This is a genomic window from Shewanella hafniensis, assembly GCF_019655335.1.
In the GTDB taxonomy this organism is placed as follows: Bacteria; Pseudomonadota; Gammaproteobacteria; order Enterobacterales; family Shewanellaceae; genus Shewanella; species Shewanella hafniensis.
In genome coordinates this window covers 84443-102311 of sequence record NZ_BPFD01000006.1, presented here as the reverse complement: position 1 = coordinate 102311, position 17869 = coordinate 84443, and the positions used below count along the sequence as shown (strand labels likewise).

Sequence of the window (17869 nt, the reverse complement as noted above, 5' to 3'; positions counted from 1 at the left end):
TCAATCAGTGCCTTAGAGGCCAGCATCAAGCTGTTTAATCGTTTTAGGTGAAGTTCTGGGCAGTATTGGTGTAAAGAATGTTGTAGGATATTGGCTTCGCGCATCTTGTTGTCCAAGTGTAGTTTTTAGCGAAACCATTTGATCATGCAACAAGATGTGCTTCCACCCTAATTTGATGATTTATTTGTAAATCATCAGGGGATTCTTCAGTGCTAGACATAGGCACACGGTAACGCTGCGCAATGGCTGATAAAGACTCACCACGACTGACTTTATGTTTGACATTCGATGCCGTTGAACTTCCCACATAAGCAGTTGGCGTTCTCTCTTTTGTCGATTTAGTATTGCTAGAACTTGCGCCGCCACGCTGGGCAAGCAAAGTGTCCGCGGGCGGATTATTGTGATAGTAACGACTCACACCTTTGTAAATAGCATCGGCAATGCTTTCTTGATGCCGACTACTCGACAGTAAACGCTCTTCTTTAGGGTTTGAAATAAAGCCCGTTTCAACCAAGATTGAAGGAATATCCGGTGACTTCAGCACGGCTAAACTCGCGGACTCAGGGCGACTTTTATGCAATTGAGTCACGCCACCTAAATCTTTTAAAATATCCCCCGCAACAGAATGGCCAATTGCCATCGAACTGTTCATTGACATATCGAGCAGCGTCATAGCCAAATACTGTTCATTATCCGTGTTTTGGATAATTTCCCCCGCACCGCCCAGCAACTCAGAATGTTTTTCTTTTTGCTCTAACCAACGGCCAATTTCACTGTTAGCACGACGCATAGATAATACCCACACAGAGGCCCCGCGCGGATTGGGTGATGTAAAAGCATCGGCATGGATAGAAATGAGCAGATCGGCCTTACTGTTGCGGGCCAACTCAGAGCGCTTATTCAGATTCACAAAATAATCGCCGGTACGGATCATCACAGCGCGCATGCCGGGCGTGTCATTGATTTTACTCGAAACACGTCTGGCGATTTCTAGAGCCACCTTTTTTTCATAAACGCCCGAAGGGCCAATGGAGCCGGGATCGTCGCCACCATGGCCCGCATCGATAGCAATCACAATGTCACGGGATGACTTTGCCGCTTGAGTAACCGTTTTAACAGGGGTTGATGACACAACTGCAGTGGCGGTTGTTAAGGTTTTATCTTCCAAATCAACCACGAGACGATTGCCGTAGGGCGCAGTTACGGGCAACGAAAACAAGCTCGCATTCAGTGGCTTCACCAAATCTATGACTAAGCGCAAATCGCCCTTAGTCGGCGACTTACTGACTCGCACGCCCTTGACTAACTTACTGTTGTTTTCAATATTTTTAAGCGCAACTTTAGTGGCGGACTTTTTTAAATCCACCACTAAGCGATTAGGACCATCTAAAGAGAAATAGGTGTAATCCGGGACTTCGCTTAGGTCAAACACGATTCGAGTTGACTCAGGCGCAGCCCAAATACGTACGCTTTCTAACTGATTAGCCGCATGGGCCGTCACAGATAAAAAAGAACATAAAGAAAGAATAATAATTTGAAAAAAGGGGTTATTTTTTATCATTTTAGTTTTTATTTTATCGCTTTTAATAACTTTTCACCTGGCTCTGACAAGGCGTCTATGCGTATTTCACGCCCACTATTTTGATAACTTAAATGCATATGGACATCGGCATCGGGCAATAAACCCTCTCCCTTATCTGGCCATTCAACAATGCACAGACTCTTATCTGTGAAGTAATCACGAATACCCATAAACTCCAGTTCTTCTGGATCGTTTAAACGATACAAATCAAAATGATAAACTTCGACACCATCCAGCTCATATGGTTCAACTAAAGTGTAAGTCGGGCTTTTAACTGCTCCTTTATGACCTAAACCTTGAATTAAGCCGCGACTCAGCGTCGTTTTACCGGCACCTAAATCACCCGTAAGATACAGAGTCAAAGGCGCTTGGACATGGCGGGCTAATTTTTGCCCAACCGCAATAGTGTCGTCTTCGTTGTCTAAGAAAAAAGTTAACTCTGTCATATCCGCTTATATCACTGCTGTTATTGATGGAGAAGCGACTCAAGCCTAAAAAGGTACAGGTATAGAACAAAGCCCAGCCCCGCTTGAGTCTCACATACCGCCTAGAGTAAATCACTATTCACTAATTGGCGAATAAAAGGCATTAAATCACTCGCTAACATACCCCGTTCTCCCTGTATTGCCGCAAGATCGGCGGCGCAACCATGTACAACAACACCCAGCACAGTCGCTTGCATGTTATCCATTCCTTGAGCCATGAGCGCGCCTATAATACCAGATAACACATCACCACACCCACCACTGGCAAGCCCAGGATTACCAACAGGCGCAACAACCATTTGTTTGCCATCAAAAATGACGGTTCCAGCGCCTTTTAGCAACACAACACCGCCGTACTTTTGCTGTATAGCCCGCACTGCCGCAAACCTATCCTGCTCAATTTCTGCCACAGAGCAACCGAGTAAACGCGCCGCCTCACCCGGATGCGGTGTTAGCACCCAATTGGTTTGCCGACGCGGCTCATTACTGAGTAGATTTAAAGCATCAGCATCCAAAACACAGGGTTTATCGCTTAAGCCCACGGCTTTAAACAAGTTATAGCCCCAGTCATGTTTACCTAAACCGGGGCCAAGTACGATAACCTGCGCCCAACCTAAGCGCAGATACACTTCCATATCGACTAGATCGCAACCCCAAAACATCAATTCAGGACGGGAGACATTTACCGTCAACTGATGCTCTGGTCGACTGATCACTGTGACTAACCCAGCACCGGCACGCAGACATGCCTCACTTGCCAGTCGCACGGCGCCAGCCATGCCCATATCACCACCGATGACAGTGACTTTACCCGATTGGCCTTTATGGCTATCCCGTGCTCGGGCGGCAAAATAGTCCTTAAGAGTCTCTCTTCCTACTCTTTGTGCGCTCGCTTCAGCAAAGAAAGGCGTTAATCCTAAATCTGCAAATTCAAGCTCACCACTGTAATGCCGTGCCTTACCCGTTAAAACACCTTGCTTTAAACCACCAAAACATAAGGTGATATCCGCCATCACAGCAACACCTACTACGGCGCCTGTATCAGCAATGACTCCAGAGGGTAAATCAAGACTCAATACCCAAGCCGAATTATCATTGATTGCACTAATATACTCAGCCATATCGTCGCGCACCGCATCTCGCACACCTGTACCGAGTAAACCATCGACGATAATCTTGGCCGCAAGAATGGGCGCAACGGCTTTTGGCAGTAACTCTCCGCCGTCTTTAAGATAATGGGCCAATGCTTGCTGACACTCAGGCGTGCCTGCCGCTAACGTCATCATCACAGAAACGGCCATACCACAGGCACGGGCTAAACGGGCGCACACTAAGGCATCGGCACCATTGTTACCGCTGCCAGCGAGGATAAATACAGAAGAAGCGTTGGGGTTATGCTTCACTAAACACTCAAAAGCCGCCGCGCCAGCACGCTCGACCAATTCATAGAGGCTAGAAGCTCCCTGCGACACAGCGCTCAGTTCAGCATCACGAACCTGTGCTTGGGTAAATAAGGCCTTGGGGAATTGCGATAGATCTTGTGCCATAAAGGATCTCCTTAGACGCCAACGACTTCATTCCACCATGAGTTACCTCACCATAGGAGTCTTAGCAGCATTGAGCAAGACCGATAAAGAATCAGCCAATTAAAGTAAGAAAATAGCAAGAATCAGAGCGGATAATTATGACGTAAATCAGTTCAGACGCAGTTACCCGTCCAAATGACGCCAAGTAGATCAAAAGTCATCAATACATAGATAATACAAAGACAAAAGCCAGCACTCGGCTGGCTTTAGGAATCGAGAAGAAATAACGGTTTAGATATCGTCCATCCGAATCGTACTATGGACTAAACGTTGCTGCTGAGTTTTTTCCACGCGGATCAAATTAGCTAACGCATTACGCGCATCTTCGGCAGTGGTGGAGTTAACCGTTTTTTCTAACAAACCAATCAGACGATTTTCTAAGTCTAAGTGCAAGTTGAGCACATCGTCTTCATTCATGTTTGCGGGCAACATAATATCTTGGCAACGCTTGGTAAAGTCTTCAAAAGTGAAGTCTTTATACCAAGTATCAAGAATACGATGTGGCGCTTCTTCCATATAATCACGCAGTTTCTCCGCCATGGTTTTTTGATGTGACTCAAAATAATCCAGCATCATTTTCACACGGGCCGAGTCAGCTTGATTATTGAGTCGGCCATAGAGTTGCGCCATATCTAAGCGGCAATTTGCCACATACTCAAGTAGATCACGTAATTGTTGAATACGCATATAATGCACTCCACTGTCAGGCCAACTACTTGGCGCTATTAATTTTGTCTAGCTTCATTATGTGAGCAAAAGCGTTACGAATATTTGAACAAGGTCATAATTTAACTTTCGCGAAGCTATCTAATTTAGGAAAACTTGAAGAAACACGCTTCAGATCACGCATCTAAATCCAATCACACCGTTTTGTGTAAGAGAGAAAAGCCAAAAGAGATCTCAAAACACTTAACCCAATAGGTTAACGTAAGCCTTTGGTTGTACATGATGAATCAGATATAGAGGGTTTGCAGTGGAAAGTCGTTAATCAAGAAAGGATATAGATGAGCTAATTGAGGGAATGACGTGAAAAAGTCGCTGTTGAGAGTTTAACGGAATTACAGCGACATGATTTTGATCAAGAGCGGTTCGAACCTATGACCTATACCTTGGCAAAAAAGAAGGTATCGCCATATCAAGTTGGTAACTGAGCTAATGTCAATTGAGTAGTGGGATATTTAGGAAATTGGAGCGACATATCGGGTTCGAACCGATGACCTATACCTTGGCAAGGTATCGCTCTACCAACTGAGCTAATGTCGCATAATCTGTACTAATGATTTGGTAAATCACTAAGTTTTAATTTGGAGCGACATATCGGGTTCGAACCGATGACCTATACCTTGGCAAGGTATCGCTCTACCAACTGAGCTAATGTCGCATAATCTGTATTAATGATTTGGCAAATCACTAAATTTTAATTTGGAGCGACATATCGGGTTCGAACCGATGACCTATACCTTGGCAAGGTATCGCTCTACCAACTGAGCTAATGTCGCTTTTTGCATCGCTGCTACATTTGCCTTCAACATTAACAAAGGTATCGCCTTTAACCTTTATCAACTGAGCTAATGTCGCATTCAATCTAAATGACCGTACATCTCTGTTCGCATCAAAAAGTTGAGGCCGCATTATATGAAAAATTCATGCGGCTGCAACCCCTTCTTGCATATTTATCTACTGATCGGTCAAATTTTAAATACTTTGCTGCGATAATACTGCAATTCAGCGATCGACTCTTGGATATCCTGCAGTGCTTGGTGAGTGTTTTGCTTCTTAAAGCCCGCCATAGTTTCTGGGCTCCAACGCTTCACTAGCTCTTTAATTGTACTGACATCCACATTGCGGTAGTGGAAATAATCTTCCAGCTCGCGCATATAACGATTTAAGAAGCGTCTATCTTGGCCAATACTGTTACCACACATTGGAGAAGCACCCTTAGGAACATACTGTTCTAAGAAGGCAATCGTCTTAGCCACGGCTTGCGCTTCGGTTTCTTGGCTAGCACGAACGCGGTCAATCAACCCTGACTCACCATGGTGCTTTTGATTCCAATCATCCATAGCAGCCAGCACGTCATCCGATTGATGAATCGCGATAACCGGACCTTGACCGATAATATTGAGTTCTTGATCTGTCACTAACGTGGCAATTTCAATGATCCTGTCGACGTCGGGCTCTAACCCTGTCATTTCCAAATCGATCCAAATGAGATTATTTACATCTGCCGTCATAAATCAGCCTTATCGTGTCAGTTAGCCTAAATTCAGGCTTTTTTATTCAAGAGCGTGTATCATACTGCTTTTTTCCAACACAAAAAATCACCTAATTGACGAAGACGAATCAGTGAGTAAAAAGAAACCCCTAAGCCAAGGTCAATTACGCCGTATGCGCGCTAATCACGAGAAGCGACTCAATCGTGACAGTGGCGATAAAAATACGCCAGAGTTACAGGATAGTTCATTGGGGCAAGAACAGCCCGGTACTGTGATTTCACGTTTTGGCCAACATGCCGACATAGAAACTGAAAGCGGCCAAATTGTGCGCTGTAATATTCGCCGTGCCGTCACCAGTTTAGTGACTGGCGATAAAGTCATCGTACGCTTAGCCATTGAGAGCCAAGCCAATAGCGGTATCGCAGGTATTGTTGAAGCCGTTCATCCACGTCGCTCATCACTTACACGCCCAGATTTATACGATGGCGTGAAAATTATCGCCTCGAATATCGACCAAATTTTGATTGTCTCCTCGGTATTACCCAGCTTTACCACCCAGATCATCGACCGTTATTTAGTGGCTGCCGAAGATACCGATATTCCGCCTATCATCATTTTGAATAAAATTGACTTGCTCAATCCCGATGAAGCGCAGGCAATCGACGAAGCGCTACAGCGCTACAAAGACATTGGCTATCCGGTTTATAAGGTCAGCAGCAAGCTTGGCGATGGTATCGATACCATCAAAGGCATACTCAAAGATAAAGTCAGCGTGTTTGCCGGCCAATCTGGTGTGGGTAAATCATCGATCATCAATGCATTACTACCCGATGCAGAGCTTATTATCGGCGATGTTTCCGATAACTCAGGTTTAGGTCAACACACTACTACCACTGCTAAGCTGTTGCACTTGCCTAGTGGCGGCGATTTAATCGACTCTCCTGGCGTGCGCGAATTCGCCCTATGGCATCTTCCTGCACAACGTGTCGGCTGGTGCTTTATCGAGTTTCGCGAGTATCTTGGCGCATGTAAATTCCGCGATTGTAAACACGGTGACGATCCCGGCTGTGCACTGCAAGAAGCCCTGAGCCAAGGTAAGATCAGCGCAGATCGCTTTAATAATTACCATAAAATTATCTCCAGCTTAGATGAACAACGCCATGCCCGCCATTTCCGCGCGGCAACTGACGAATAATGACTTATTGATAAATAACAACAGTCTCAGCAAAGATTGAGCAGTAAGAAAAGGAATTGAAATTGGATAAAGTCAAAATAGCGCTGCAGTACATGCTGCCAAAACACTTGTTATCTCGTTTAGTGGGTAAACTCGCTGCAGCCGAAGCTGGCGCCTTAACCACTGCCGCCATTAAGTGGTTTATCAAACAATATAAAATCGACATGAGCGAAGCGGCGCAGAGTGAGCCTGAAGCCTATAAAAGCTTTAATGCCTTTTTTACCCGCGCCCTTAAACCCGGTATTCGTCCGTTAGATATGGACGCCGATATCATGGTGCATCCCGTCGATGGTGCGGTAAGTCAGTTAGGCCCCATCAAAAACGGTCGCATCTTCCAAGCTAAGGGTCATCACTATTCATCGTTAACTTTGCTTGGCGATCAAGCCGAAGATGCTAAACGCTTCGAAGGCGGTGATTTTGCGACTATCTATCTGGCGCCTAAAGATTATCACCGTATCCACATGCCGATTAAAGGCACGTTATCAAAAATGACCTATGTACCTGGCGAACTGTTTTCGGTGAATCCGTTAACGGCGAGACACGTACCCGGTCTGTTTGCCCGTAACGAACGTGTGGTGGCGATTTTCGAAACCGAATTAGGTCCACTGGCTATGGTATTGGTTGGCGCAACGATTGTTGCCAGTATTGAAACCGTATGGGCTGGCACAGTCACGCCGCCGACAGGTAAGCAAGTCTTCACTTGGGAATATCCAACCCAAGGCCCAGATGCCATCACCTTAGACAAAGGCGAAGAAATGGGTCGCTTCAAGTTAGGCAGTACTGTGGTGATGTTGTTTGCCAAAGATGCTATCGCGACCTTTGCTGAAGGTGTTGAAGCCGAAGCAGTAACACGTATGGGACAAGCCTTCGCTAACCTGAAAGACGTTAAGCAAGCGGGTTAAGCTTTCTTGAGTTCTGCTAAACCTTCGGGATTAATTGAATTGCATCTGGCTGTGCTGCTATTTGGCGGCACAGCTTTGTTTTCTAAATTAATCCCACTTAGCGCGCTCGACATCACCTTCCTACGCTGTATCGTCGCCGCCACTGTGTTAGGTTTGCTAGTCAAATTCAGCCGTAAACGGCTAACGCTGGCAAGCAAACAAGATTATCTGGTCGCAATCGGGCTTGGGGTTATCGTCAGCCTGCATTGGGTGACTTATTTTGCGGCCATGCAATTATCGTCGGTCGCCATTGGCATGATTGCGTTTTTCACCTATCCGGTGATGACAGTGATTGCCGAGCCGTTGCTGACAGGTAATAAGATAAAATTACACGATATGATCAGCGGTGTATTAGTGCTGATTGGGGTGATATTACTGATCCCTGAAGCCAATTTAGGTAACGACACTACGCTGGGCATTGCCATCGGCATAGTGTCCGCCATCTTGTTCACCACCCGTAACTTATTGCACAAACGCTACTTTTCCCAGTACAGCGGCCCCCATGCCATGTTCTATCAAACCTTGGTCGCCGTGGTGTTCTTGATGCCGTGGCACCAAACGGAACTGGGCAGTATCTCATTAGAAGTGTGGGGATTAATTATTTTACTCGGCGTTGCCTTTACCGCCGCGCCCCATGCGCTATTCACTTCCGCACTGAGGCAACTCAGCGCCAAAACGGTTGGGCTAGTCTCTTGCTTACAGCCCTTCTATGGCGCCATGTTAGCGCTGATTATTTTGGGTGAAGAGCTTAATCTCAACACCGTAATCGGCGGCACTATCATAGTCGCGACCGCCATCTTCGAAACCCATCAATCGCACCAATCACAGCGGCGAAAAAAGAACGCCTGAAACATACCAATCTCAACGCAATTTGGCTAATATGGAGCGTCTTTCGCCCCTAAATGTCTTTAGCCTATATGCCACGTATTTTATTGTTCATTATTGCTTTTTTCACATTTTCCGCACTTGCCAATTCGCCTTTGCAGTTGGACAAACGTCTTGGCATGAACAAGCAAGATCAGCAACAAAATTTCAGCATTGACGAACAAATTAACGACCTAAAAATTAACATAGAGAAACTCGCCGCCAGTGCGACCAGTTTCCAACAGGCGCAGATCGATTTTGAACAACACAAGAAGCGCACCAACCAAGCACTGAAAGAAGCCTACAAACCTCTATCACTGGAAAAAGGCACAGACCTCAGCCAGCAGGCTTCGATGGCCTATATTCGCTTGTCTGAACTTAAAGAAAGTGAATCGACCCTTGGCCGACAAGTTAACGATTTATTACAGCGCCACAATGACTTACCGACAGTGATTGCCAACGCGAGGCAAACAGTCGCCCAGAACAAAAAAGCAGAACTCGCCCCGCTTGATACCCCTACGGGTGAGTTACAACAAACTCAACGACTCTTCTTTGAACAAAGCCTTGCGACCAATGAGGCCGAGCTTGCCAGCAGCCAAAAACGCATTGAACTGACGCAGTTGCAATTACAGCTAGTACGCCAACAACTGGTGCAGCAAGAAGCCTTGATCGAAACCATCAACAAGGCGATCAATAAACAACGTCAGCAACAAACCGATGCCACCCTAGCCAAAAACTTAGTCAACACGGACAAAGTCCTCGATCCCATTACCCGCAATATTGCCGACACTAACCAGATTTATGGCCAAAAACTGCAAACCTTAACCTTACAGATCAATAATGTGGTCGAGCAGCAGGAACAGGCAGAAACCCAATATCAATCCCAAGCCAAACAGTTGGCGAACATCCAAGAACAGATCACTTGGGTCAAAATGAACTCCGCCTTTGGTGAGCGCTTTTTGCAGATGTTGCAATCACTGCCTAAGCCGCCGAACCACGAAAAACTGCAAACCCTGATCGCCGATGCGCGCTTAGACAGATATCATTTAGAGCAGCAACAAGCCCTCAATGAGCAAGAGTTAGAACAGCCCGGCTTATACAATGAGCAACAGATTAAACTACTGCACTCGCAGCAAAGTTTGATCTCGCAGTTGATGCAAAGCTATGACCAATACTTGAGTGAATTAGGCAAGTTGAAGGTCAACTATCAACAACTGAGCCAGCAACATCTCACCCTTAAAAATACCCTTAACGAGCATTTATTCTGGGTGCCTAATGCTGCCAGTATCAGTAAGTTATGGCTTACGGATCTTGAGCGCAGCACGGTTTGGCTTGTGCAACAAGCACAGTGGGATGAACTGGGAAAAGCCTGGGATGAACAAAACGATTATTGGTCTTGGTGGATCATATTGCTGGTACTGTGTTTAGTCGTACAAGACTTGATCACTCCTAAATTCAATCGCTTGCTAAATCATTACACTACTTATGTGGGCAATGTGACCCAAGATAAATTTATTTACACCCTCAAAGCGCTCGTTTGCAGTATCTGCTATGCCTTGATAAAACCTTTCCCTGTGATCATGGCGGGATTAATTTTTTATCAATCCGATCGCAACTTTGTGCAAGCTGTGGGTATGGGCATACTGGCGATTGGTTTAGTGTATCTCTTATATCGCTTTATCTTTATTCTGACGCTCGACAAAGGCGTACTCGTGGGCCATTTCAAACGCCCCTCAAAACTCATTCAAGCGGGACAATCACGGCTCAGACACTTTGTGCTGATTGCTAGCCCATTATTGGGTCTGATGGGCTTTACCGAAGTGCTCGACACATCACTGGTGCGTAATAGCATAGGCCGCGGCGCATTCATTATTTTCTGTATCGTTTTATTCTTGTTATACAAAGATATTTTAATCCTGAGCCGTAAAAACTCAGATGCCAAGAAAGACGGTAAAAACAAAAAACTCATTCAGAAAATGCTCTGGACCTTGTTGATATCTGTGCCACTGTTAAGTGCCGGATTAGCCTTTAGGGGTTACTACTTCACCGCCTTCCAAATGTTGCTACAGCTGCAATTGTCGATCGTACTTGGTCTGGGTTTCTTACTCTTATACCAGTTGATCAAACGCTGGATGTTAATTGAACGCCGGCGTATCGCTTTCGATCGCGCCAAGGCAAAACGTGCAGAGCGCTTAGCACAAAGGGAAAAAGGCGAAACCCATCATCTTTCTACCGATGGGCTCGACACCTACGAAGAACCCGTGGTCGATCTCGAAACTATTTCGAGCCAATCCCTCGGTCTAGTCCGTTCGTTGTTGTTATTGGCCTTCTTAGCCAGCTTGATTGGTCTGTGGACTCAAACCCACACGGCGCTATTTTCCTTCCTCGACGGCATCACCCTGTGGACGACCAATACCAGCGTCAATGGCCTAGAACAACAACTGCCAATTACCATGAAGTCCTTGATGTTTGGGCTGATAGTGGTGGGTTTCTCGTTAATGATTGCCACCAATTTACCCGGCCTACTTGAGCTAATGATCCTGCAAAGGCTTGATCTCTCGCCCGGAACGGGGTTTGCGATCACCACCGTCAGTCGTTATCTGGTGGTTTTCCTCGGACTATTAATCGGCTTTTCTAATCTCGGGATGGAATGGTCTAAGCTTCAATGGCTGATTGCCGCACTGTCGCTCGGTTTAGGTTTTGGTTTGCAAGAAATTTTCGCCAACTTTATCTCAGGTTTGATCATTTTGTTTGAGAAACCCGTGCGGATTGGCGACACAGTGACAATTCGTGATTTAACAGGGACTGTCAGTAAAATCCAAATTCGGGCGACAACGATTATTGACTGGGATAGAAAGGAAATTATCATCCCGAACAAGGCCTTTATCACAGAGCAGCTGATCAACTGGTCCTTGTCAGATCCTATTACTCGGGTCATTGTTTATGTATCGGTGGCGCGGGATTCAGACCCTGCCAAAGTTGAAGCGACCCTGTATCAAGCGGTGCAAGAGTGTGAAGATGCACTTGCCAGCCCAGAACCTGAAGTCTGGTTTGCCGGCTTTGGTAAACATACCCAAGATTATGAAGTGCGCGCCTATGCGAAAGATATGTCGGCACGCTGGCCACTGCGTCATGATTTACATAAACGAGTGACTAAAAAACTCAAAGAAAACAATCTCGAACTCGCCTACCCGCAGATGGAAATCCATATTAAGAATGGTCAAAATCGCGAGCAACAAGGCATTATTAGAAGCTAATAGGATCGCAGACCATGCTTATTTTTGCTCACCGCGGCGCCAGCGGTTATCAGGCCGAAAATACCTTAGCCGCCATGGCTAAAGCGTTAGAATTGGGTGCACAAGCCGTCGAACTCGATGTACATAATGTCGAAGGTGAGTTAGTCGTGTTTCACGACAGACGACTCGATAACAAAAGCTCGGGCACGGGCGTCATTCACTTAGTGAGCAAGGACTATCTAGCAAGCATCAATGTGAAAGGTGAATCCATTCCGACGCTATGGCAAGTACTTGAGCTGATTGCGGGGCGCTGCATAGTCAATATAGAGTTAAAAGGCATTAATACCGTCACGCCGTTAATCGACTTATACCCAAAGGCTATGAGTCAGCTTGGGTTTACCAAGGAGCAGTTACTGATTTCCTCCTTTAACCACCCCTATCTGCATGAACTTAAACAGGCGTTGCCCGAGGCTTTCGTCGCGCCGCTGCTTGCCAGTATTCCACTCGATGGGGCTGGCGTGGTAAGCGAACTGAATGCCTATTCATTGCATTTAGATGTGAGTTTTATCAGCCAAGCGCTAGTAGATGACGCCCATAACCGAGGTGCCAAGGTTTATGTTTATACTGTCGATCATATTGATGATATTCATGCGCTTAAGCAGATAGGCGTCGATGGCGTGTTCAGCAATTACCCCGATCGCGCCATGCAAGCCTTAACCCAAAAGGCAATGGCCAATTACTCTGGCTACTTTGAGTAACTACAAAAATAATAACGCTATTAAGCTTGGCTATTTCGCTGAGCCCAATAACCGATAAAAATAAACATGGCCACAATTAACAGAAACATCCAATGGGATGGCATAGCCACTATGTGTCTTGCCACCCAAGGCGTGGCTTTCACGATCAATAGGCCATAGCCAAAGGCATTCACAATAATAAAAACAAATGTCCGCAGCACAAAAGAATGCCCCAACAAATGACGCCTTAAGATACGATTTACATCCGCTGAAAAAACCAAAATAAGACATACCACCATAGCGGTAGCAATATCGAAGGCCCAAGGGCGAAGCATATTACCTAACTGGGCAATAATAGCGACTAATTGATCAAACATAGACTTAACCTAAAAAGATGCGACGCAATGCCTCGAAGTGACCGCGACAGCGTATTGAAAAATAACAATAACCAAGCATAAAGGGAGACGCCATGGGGCACAAGTTACTCTTGCTAACAAAGGCAAATCAACAGTACCGCGACTTGATTGAGGCGCAGAGTCTCCCAGATTTAACGTTACTCGACGATAATCCAGCGAGCATAATTGATGCAGATATTTGGTTAGCCGAACCGAAACTCGCCGCCCCCCTATTGCCCCATGCTAAAAATCTGCAATGGCTACAATCAAGCTTTGCTGGCATAGATGTCCTGATAAGCCCAAGGGGCAGAAAAGACTATCAACTTACCAATATTAAAGGCATTTTCGGCCCGTTGATGAGTGAGTTTGTGTTCGGTTATTTACTCGCGCATATCCGTGGTCATGGTTTTTATCGCCAGCAGCAACAGCAAAAACAGTGGCTGATTCAACCCCAGCACCGCCACTCAAGTTTACAGGGAATGCGATTGCTCTTGCTTGGCACAGGGTCAATCGCCCAGCATTTAGCGAAAACCGCAAAACACTTTGGCATGCATGTTACTGGTATCAATAGCAGCGGTAATGCCGTAGAAGGTTTTGATGCCATTGAAGTGATAGCCAATTTGGGCCAGACGTTGATGCAAGCCGATGTGGTGGTGAATTTACTGCCCAGCACTCCGGCAACCCAAAGCCTGCTTAACGCTGATACCTTAGGCAAGCTAAAAGATGATGCAGTGCTGTTTAACGTTGGCCGCGGTGATGCACTCGATCTCGATGCGCTTAATGTCCAGCTTATCGCTAAACCTGCCCAACAAGCGGTTTTGGATGTTTTTACTCAAGAACCTTTGCCCAATAGCCATCCCATTTGGGAGCGGGAAAATGCCATCATCACGCCGCATATTTCTGCGCCAAGCCATCCCGCACAAATCGTCGAGATTTTTAGCCAAAACTATCACCGCTACATTAGCGGTGAGCCACTGCAGAATCGAATCGACTTTAGTAAGGGCTATTGAGTTAGCGCTCAGGAATTAAGTTAGAGAATTGAAATTGAGTCAGGGATCAGAAAAAGCAAAGGCAATAGTCAGACTATTGCCTTATTTATCTTAAGTTTTAGACAGTTAAATCCTAAAGCTACGCTTTAAAAATTGCTCAACCAATACCGAGTGTGAATCCATTTCGTGAGTCACTTCATCATTCAAGCCGACCATTTCACTGCCGAGTTGATGGCTAGAATGGGTAAATTGCGACACATTTACCACGCTGCGATTCATCTCATTTGCCACACTCGATTGCTCTTCAACCGCGCTGGCAATATGGTGCGTCATATCGGTAATGGTCGAAATGGCCTCACGGATTGTGCGTAAGGCTGCGCCCGCAAGATCCGCTGTTGAAATACAGTCGGCAGCGGCAACCACTCCTTGCTGCATGCTGACCACAGCTTTGTTGGTCCCCTGCTGCAACAGGTTAATCATGCTTTGGATTTCCTTAGTAGCATCGTGGGTACGTTGCGCCAGCGCCCGCACTTCGTCAGCAACGACAGCAAAGCCACGCCCTTGCTCACCCGCTCTAGCCGCTTCAATCGCGGCATTTAATGCCAGTAGATTCGTCTGCCCCGCAATACTCTGAATCACATCGAGTACTGTGCCAATATCTTTACTGTGGGCTTCTAACTCAGTAATCACCTTTGATGTTTGTTGCAGCTGCTCCGCCATAGCTTGAATCGAGCTAATGGTGCTCGACACCGTTTTATCGCCATTGATGGTTTCAGCGGATGCCATTTGCGAGGCACTGGCTGCATCAGCACAATTGGAGGACATATCGCCTAATGTAGCGGTCATTTCCTGCATCGCCGTAGCGACTTGTTCTATTTCAGACAGTTGAGCCTGACTGGTACTCTGGATTTGTTTACCCTTGGCGGCAGATATTTTGGCCTGTTCTGACACGTTATAACAGGAATCCGATGCACGCCCCAGAATCGACTTAAGCTCAGAATTCTGCATTTGCAGTGCTAAATCAATCGCGCCAAGATCATCACTGCTTCCACTATAAATATGCGCCATCAAGGGGTTATCGTAGATATGCTTTGCCTTAGCCACTATCGCGTAATAGCGATTCAGCACCAGATTACCGCCCACCAGCAATACTAGGACACTTATCGCTAGGGCAATAAAGCCCATTAAGCCAATTTGCAGAGCAAGGTAAAGCATAGGTAGCATGGCAACCAATGCGAGTAACAGCAATTTAACTGGCATATCCAAGGTACGTTTTAACGCGCTGACGCTGCCCTTTTTGTTCAACTCTGCATAGGCTATTTCTGCACGCTTAACCTGATCGCGGGTGGGTTTAGTGCGTACAGATTGAAACTCAACGACTTTGCCATTAACTGAAATGGGGGAGACATAGGCATCAACCCAATAGTGATCGCCATTGGCGCAGCGATTTTTCACTATTCCTTTCCAAGGCTCGCCTTTTTTGATGCAGCGCCACAGATCCTCAAACGCTTGCGGAGGCATATCTGGATGACGCACCATGTTGTGGGGCTTGCCTAGCATGGCATCGAGGTCGTAACCGGCAACGGTACAGAAAGATTGATTGGCGTAAGTGATATGACTTTGAGTATCCGTGGTCGACAATAAAATCCAATCCGCTGGATAATCATATTCTCACTGTGTAACTGGTAGATTTGTTCTCATGAAACCTTATGGATCTTTGATTAATTCTTCGTTATTCATCCATGAGTTATCCATCCGTGAGGCATCATCACCCTGACTCTGTATTCCTAAACCTACTTCTAAAACTGCCTAGCTTTTTAGTGCTAAAACACACCTAGCATAGACGATAAAACGTGCGCCATGTAACAAAAGCGTTAAAGTATGAAAATCACCCAAAAAATATGATTGCATTTGATAAGCGTTTTCATTTAGAATTAGCGCAATTCGATTGGAGACTAATATATGTACGTTTGTCTTTGCCATGCGATCACTGATACGCAAATTAAAAACGCAGTAAGCCAGGGCGATAGCTCGCTTGCTGACGTAAAAAAGCGCTTAGGTGTTGCCGATCAATGTGGTAAATGCGCCAGAATGGCAGTGCAGATCATTCAAAATCAACTAGAGCTTGAGCCTAATTATTACGAAGTCGCATAGAGTTCATCGCGAATAGCGTGGTAAAGGGTAACTCACTCACGAACAAAGTTCCGACAAGCTAAATACACGCTGACTCAAGCAAACTTAATCCAGCTCAAGCAAACTCAATCCAAAAAAGTCCCGCGATAACAAAGCCCTATATCCGCCACTTTGTCTTAAATAATCTTGCCAGTTTAGACTTTAGATATGATGTTTTAATGACAAGCCCCACTGAACTCCAAGCTCGAAAGCCGCGAATAATTCAATGGGGTTACAGAGCCAACTTCCGAGTCAAGCCTACTTACGTTTCAACAAATAGGCGGCTTCATTAAGCCAAGGCACTGCTTTCTTAATAAAACGTGGATTGTCGGCCAACACATCTTGCGACGCTAATACTTCAATATCAAAATCCTCACTTAGATGCTGCTCTACCCAAGTAGGGGATACCGCAAAAGGCGGGCCGATAAGGGATTCTTGCGGATAATCTAAAGTCACTAATAAACCGACACTGCCGCTAGGTAATAAGCTCGCTAACTGCTTGGCATATTGTGCACGCATACTTTCTGGCCATGCGATCAAAGCCGCGCGATCATAAAATGCTGTCACTTCTTGAGTGATAACCTTAGGTAAGGTGAAAATATCACCCTGATACAAACTGATCTGTTCAGTTTGATAATGCTGGTGTTCACCCACGGTCGTTTGCGACATCTCGAGTTGGTTATCGCTGAAAAATTGCTGCACCGCCAATTCATTCAATTCACAACCTATGACCTGATGCCCCTGTTCGGCCAAGAAGCACATGTCTAGCGACTTACCGCATAAGGGCACAAAAACCTTGGTATTTGCGGGTAATCTAAGCTGCTGCCAATACTTAACGAGGAAAGGATTGATGTCTTGCTGATGAAAACCTATTTGTTGCTGGTGCCACTTTTCATGCCAAAAACCGGGTTCCATGGGTTTATCTCTATTCGCTAAAGTTGTCCTTACTCTAATGACATTTTAAAGTGGATGCAAAGCCTCCTGCCATTCGGCAAACTCAGCAATGTAAAGACTCACTTACTGATCTAACGTGGCTTGCACTTTACGCAGCCAAACACAGTTATCACACTGACATTGACGGCGTGATAAATGGTGCGGGCTTAACGATGAGTCGATAAAGTCCACGGCGATCAACAACTGCTGTTTTAACTCGGCAATCGATTTTTCGTTCACGGCCACCAGCTCGTCATTCTGGTTCATCCAGATACATTCCATGCCCTGATGACACGTTAAACATTGCTCGTCTCTATCATTAAAAAATACCGCATGCGGGCAATGGGTCACTTCCATTGACTGTAAAATACGCTTACGTGGATATTCCAATAACTCGATCAACAAGGCTTTATATTGGGTGGGCATACGCCCTCCTTAGCTGTACTTTGTCTGTAGGTTAATTAACAAAAACTGATCCCATCTCATGTCCCAAAGATTA

Annotated in this window: 16 protein-coding genes and 3 tRNA genes; 7 read left to right on the top strand and 12 right to left on the bottom strand. The window is 45.8% G+C overall.

The annotated features are described in order from the left end of the window. Window positions 1-142: 142 nt before the first annotated feature. The 8 genes from K5Q99_RS03595 to orn all read right to left on the bottom strand — a co-directional run bounded on the left by K5Q99_RS03595 (window position 143) and on the right by orn (window position 5887). Window positions 143-1561 (bottom strand): N-acetylmuramoyl-L-alanine amidase, encoded by a 1419-nt coding sequence (locus K5Q99_RS03595; protein WP_220776072.1) that lies wholly within the window; start codon window positions 1559-1561, stop codon window positions 143-145. Window positions 1562-1569: 8 nt separating this feature from the next. Beyond that, window positions 1570-2028, bottom strand: coding sequence for a tRNA (adenosine(37)-N6)-threonylcarbamoyltransferase complex ATPase subunit type 1 TsaE (tsaE, locus tag K5Q99_RS03590; RefSeq protein ID WP_220776071.1), 459 nt, complete (start codon window positions 2026-2028; stop codon window positions 1570-1572). Between the two features lie 101 nt (window positions 2029-2129). Next, window positions 2130-3614 (bottom strand): NAD(P)H-hydrate dehydratase, encoded by a 1485-nt coding sequence (locus tag K5Q99_RS03585; RefSeq protein WP_220776070.1) that lies wholly within the window; start codon window positions 3612-3614, stop codon window positions 2130-2132. Window positions 3615-3884: 270 nt separating this feature from the next. Then, window positions 3885-4340 (bottom strand): hypothetical protein, encoded by a 456-nt coding sequence (locus K5Q99_RS03580; RefSeq protein ID WP_106651690.1) that lies wholly within the window; start codon window positions 4338-4340, stop codon window positions 3885-3887. Window positions 4341-4840: 500 nt separating this feature from the next. Beyond that, window positions 4841-4916 (bottom strand) — tRNA-Gly (locus K5Q99_RS03575). A gap of 42 nt (window positions 4917-4958) precedes the next feature. Then, a tRNA-Gly gene (locus K5Q99_RS03570) sits at window positions 4959-5034 on the bottom strand. Between the two features lie 42 nt (window positions 5035-5076). Then, window positions 5077-5152 (bottom strand) — tRNA-Gly (locus K5Q99_RS03565). A 189-nt stretch (window positions 5153-5341) separates the two neighbouring features. After that, a complete protein-coding gene (gene orn, locus K5Q99_RS03560; protein WP_006080044.1) occupies window positions 5342-5887 on the bottom strand; it encodes an oligoribonuclease in 546 nt (181 codons plus the stop codon). Between the two features lie 112 nt (window positions 5888-5999). Here orn and rsgA point away from each other — a divergent pair, with 112 nt between their 5' ends. The 5 genes from rsgA (at window position 6000) to K5Q99_RS03535 (ending at window position 12902) form a co-directional block, all read left to right on the top strand. Further along, window positions 6000-7064: a small ribosomal subunit biogenesis GTPase RsgA gene (rsgA, locus tag K5Q99_RS03555; RefSeq protein WP_220776069.1), complete on the top strand. Its 1065-nt coding sequence runs from the start codon at window positions 6000-6002 to the stop codon at window positions 7062-7064. A gap of 62 nt (window positions 7065-7126) precedes the next feature. Then, window positions 7127-8005, top strand: a complete 879-nt coding sequence (gene asd / locus K5Q99_RS03550; RefSeq protein ID WP_220776068.1) for an archaetidylserine decarboxylase — start codon at window positions 7127-7129, stop codon at window positions 8003-8005. Window positions 8006-8011: 6 nt separating this feature from the next. After that, window positions 8012-8893: a DMT family transporter gene (locus K5Q99_RS03545; RefSeq protein WP_220776067.1), complete on the top strand. Its 882-nt coding sequence runs from the start codon at window positions 8012-8014 to the stop codon at window positions 8891-8893. A 68-nt stretch (window positions 8894-8961) separates the two neighbouring features. Beyond that, entirely contained in the window at window positions 8962-12165 is a 3204-nt protein-coding gene (locus tag K5Q99_RS03540) for a mechanosensitive ion channel domain-containing protein (RefSeq protein ID WP_220776077.1), read from the top strand. Between the two features lie 14 nt (window positions 12166-12179). After that, entirely contained in the window at window positions 12180-12902 is a 723-nt protein-coding gene (locus K5Q99_RS03535) for a glycerophosphodiester phosphodiesterase (protein WP_220776066.1), read from the top strand. A gap of 20 nt (window positions 12903-12922) precedes the next feature. Here K5Q99_RS03535 and K5Q99_RS03530 read toward each other — a convergent pair whose 3' ends face one another. Next, complete coding sequence (locus K5Q99_RS03530) at window positions 12923-13258, bottom strand: DUF3392 domain-containing protein (RefSeq protein WP_113939153.1); 336 nt, start codon at window positions 13256-13258, stop codon at window positions 12923-12925. Between the two features lie 92 nt (window positions 13259-13350). Between K5Q99_RS03530 and K5Q99_RS03525 the strand changes: the two genes are divergently transcribed. After that, window positions 13351-14286, top strand: a complete 936-nt coding sequence (locus K5Q99_RS03525; RefSeq protein ID WP_220776065.1) for a D-2-hydroxyacid dehydrogenase — start codon at window positions 13351-13353, stop codon at window positions 14284-14286. A gap of 105 nt (window positions 14287-14391) precedes the next feature. Here the strand turns inward: K5Q99_RS03525 and K5Q99_RS03520 are convergent, their stop codons facing one another. Next, entirely contained in the window at window positions 14392-15912 is a 1521-nt protein-coding gene (locus K5Q99_RS03520) for a methyl-accepting chemotaxis protein (RefSeq protein WP_246604377.1), read from the bottom strand. Window positions 15913-16227: 315 nt separating this feature from the next. Between K5Q99_RS03520 and K5Q99_RS03515 the strand changes: the two genes are divergently transcribed. After that, a complete protein-coding gene (locus K5Q99_RS03515) occupies window positions 16228-16419 on the top strand; it encodes a bacterioferritin-associated ferredoxin (RefSeq protein ID WP_076498521.1) in 192 nt (63 codons plus the stop codon). Window positions 16420-16695: 276 nt separating this feature from the next. On the opposite strand, the gene K5Q99_RS03510 is transcribed toward K5Q99_RS03515, so the two are convergent. Both K5Q99_RS03510 and K5Q99_RS03505 read right to left on the bottom strand, forming a co-directional pair. Next, on the bottom strand, window positions 16696-17352 hold the full coding sequence (locus K5Q99_RS03510) for a thiopurine S-methyltransferase (protein WP_220776064.1): 657 nt from the start codon (window positions 17350-17352) through the stop codon (window positions 16696-16698). Window positions 17353-17454: 102 nt separating this feature from the next. Next, window positions 17455-17796 carry a hypothetical protein gene (locus tag K5Q99_RS03505; protein WP_105250285.1) on the bottom strand — a complete coding sequence of 114 codons (342 nt, stop codon included), beginning with the start codon at window positions 17794-17796 and terminating at the stop codon, window positions 17455-17457. Window positions 17797-17869 lie beyond the last annotated feature (73 nt).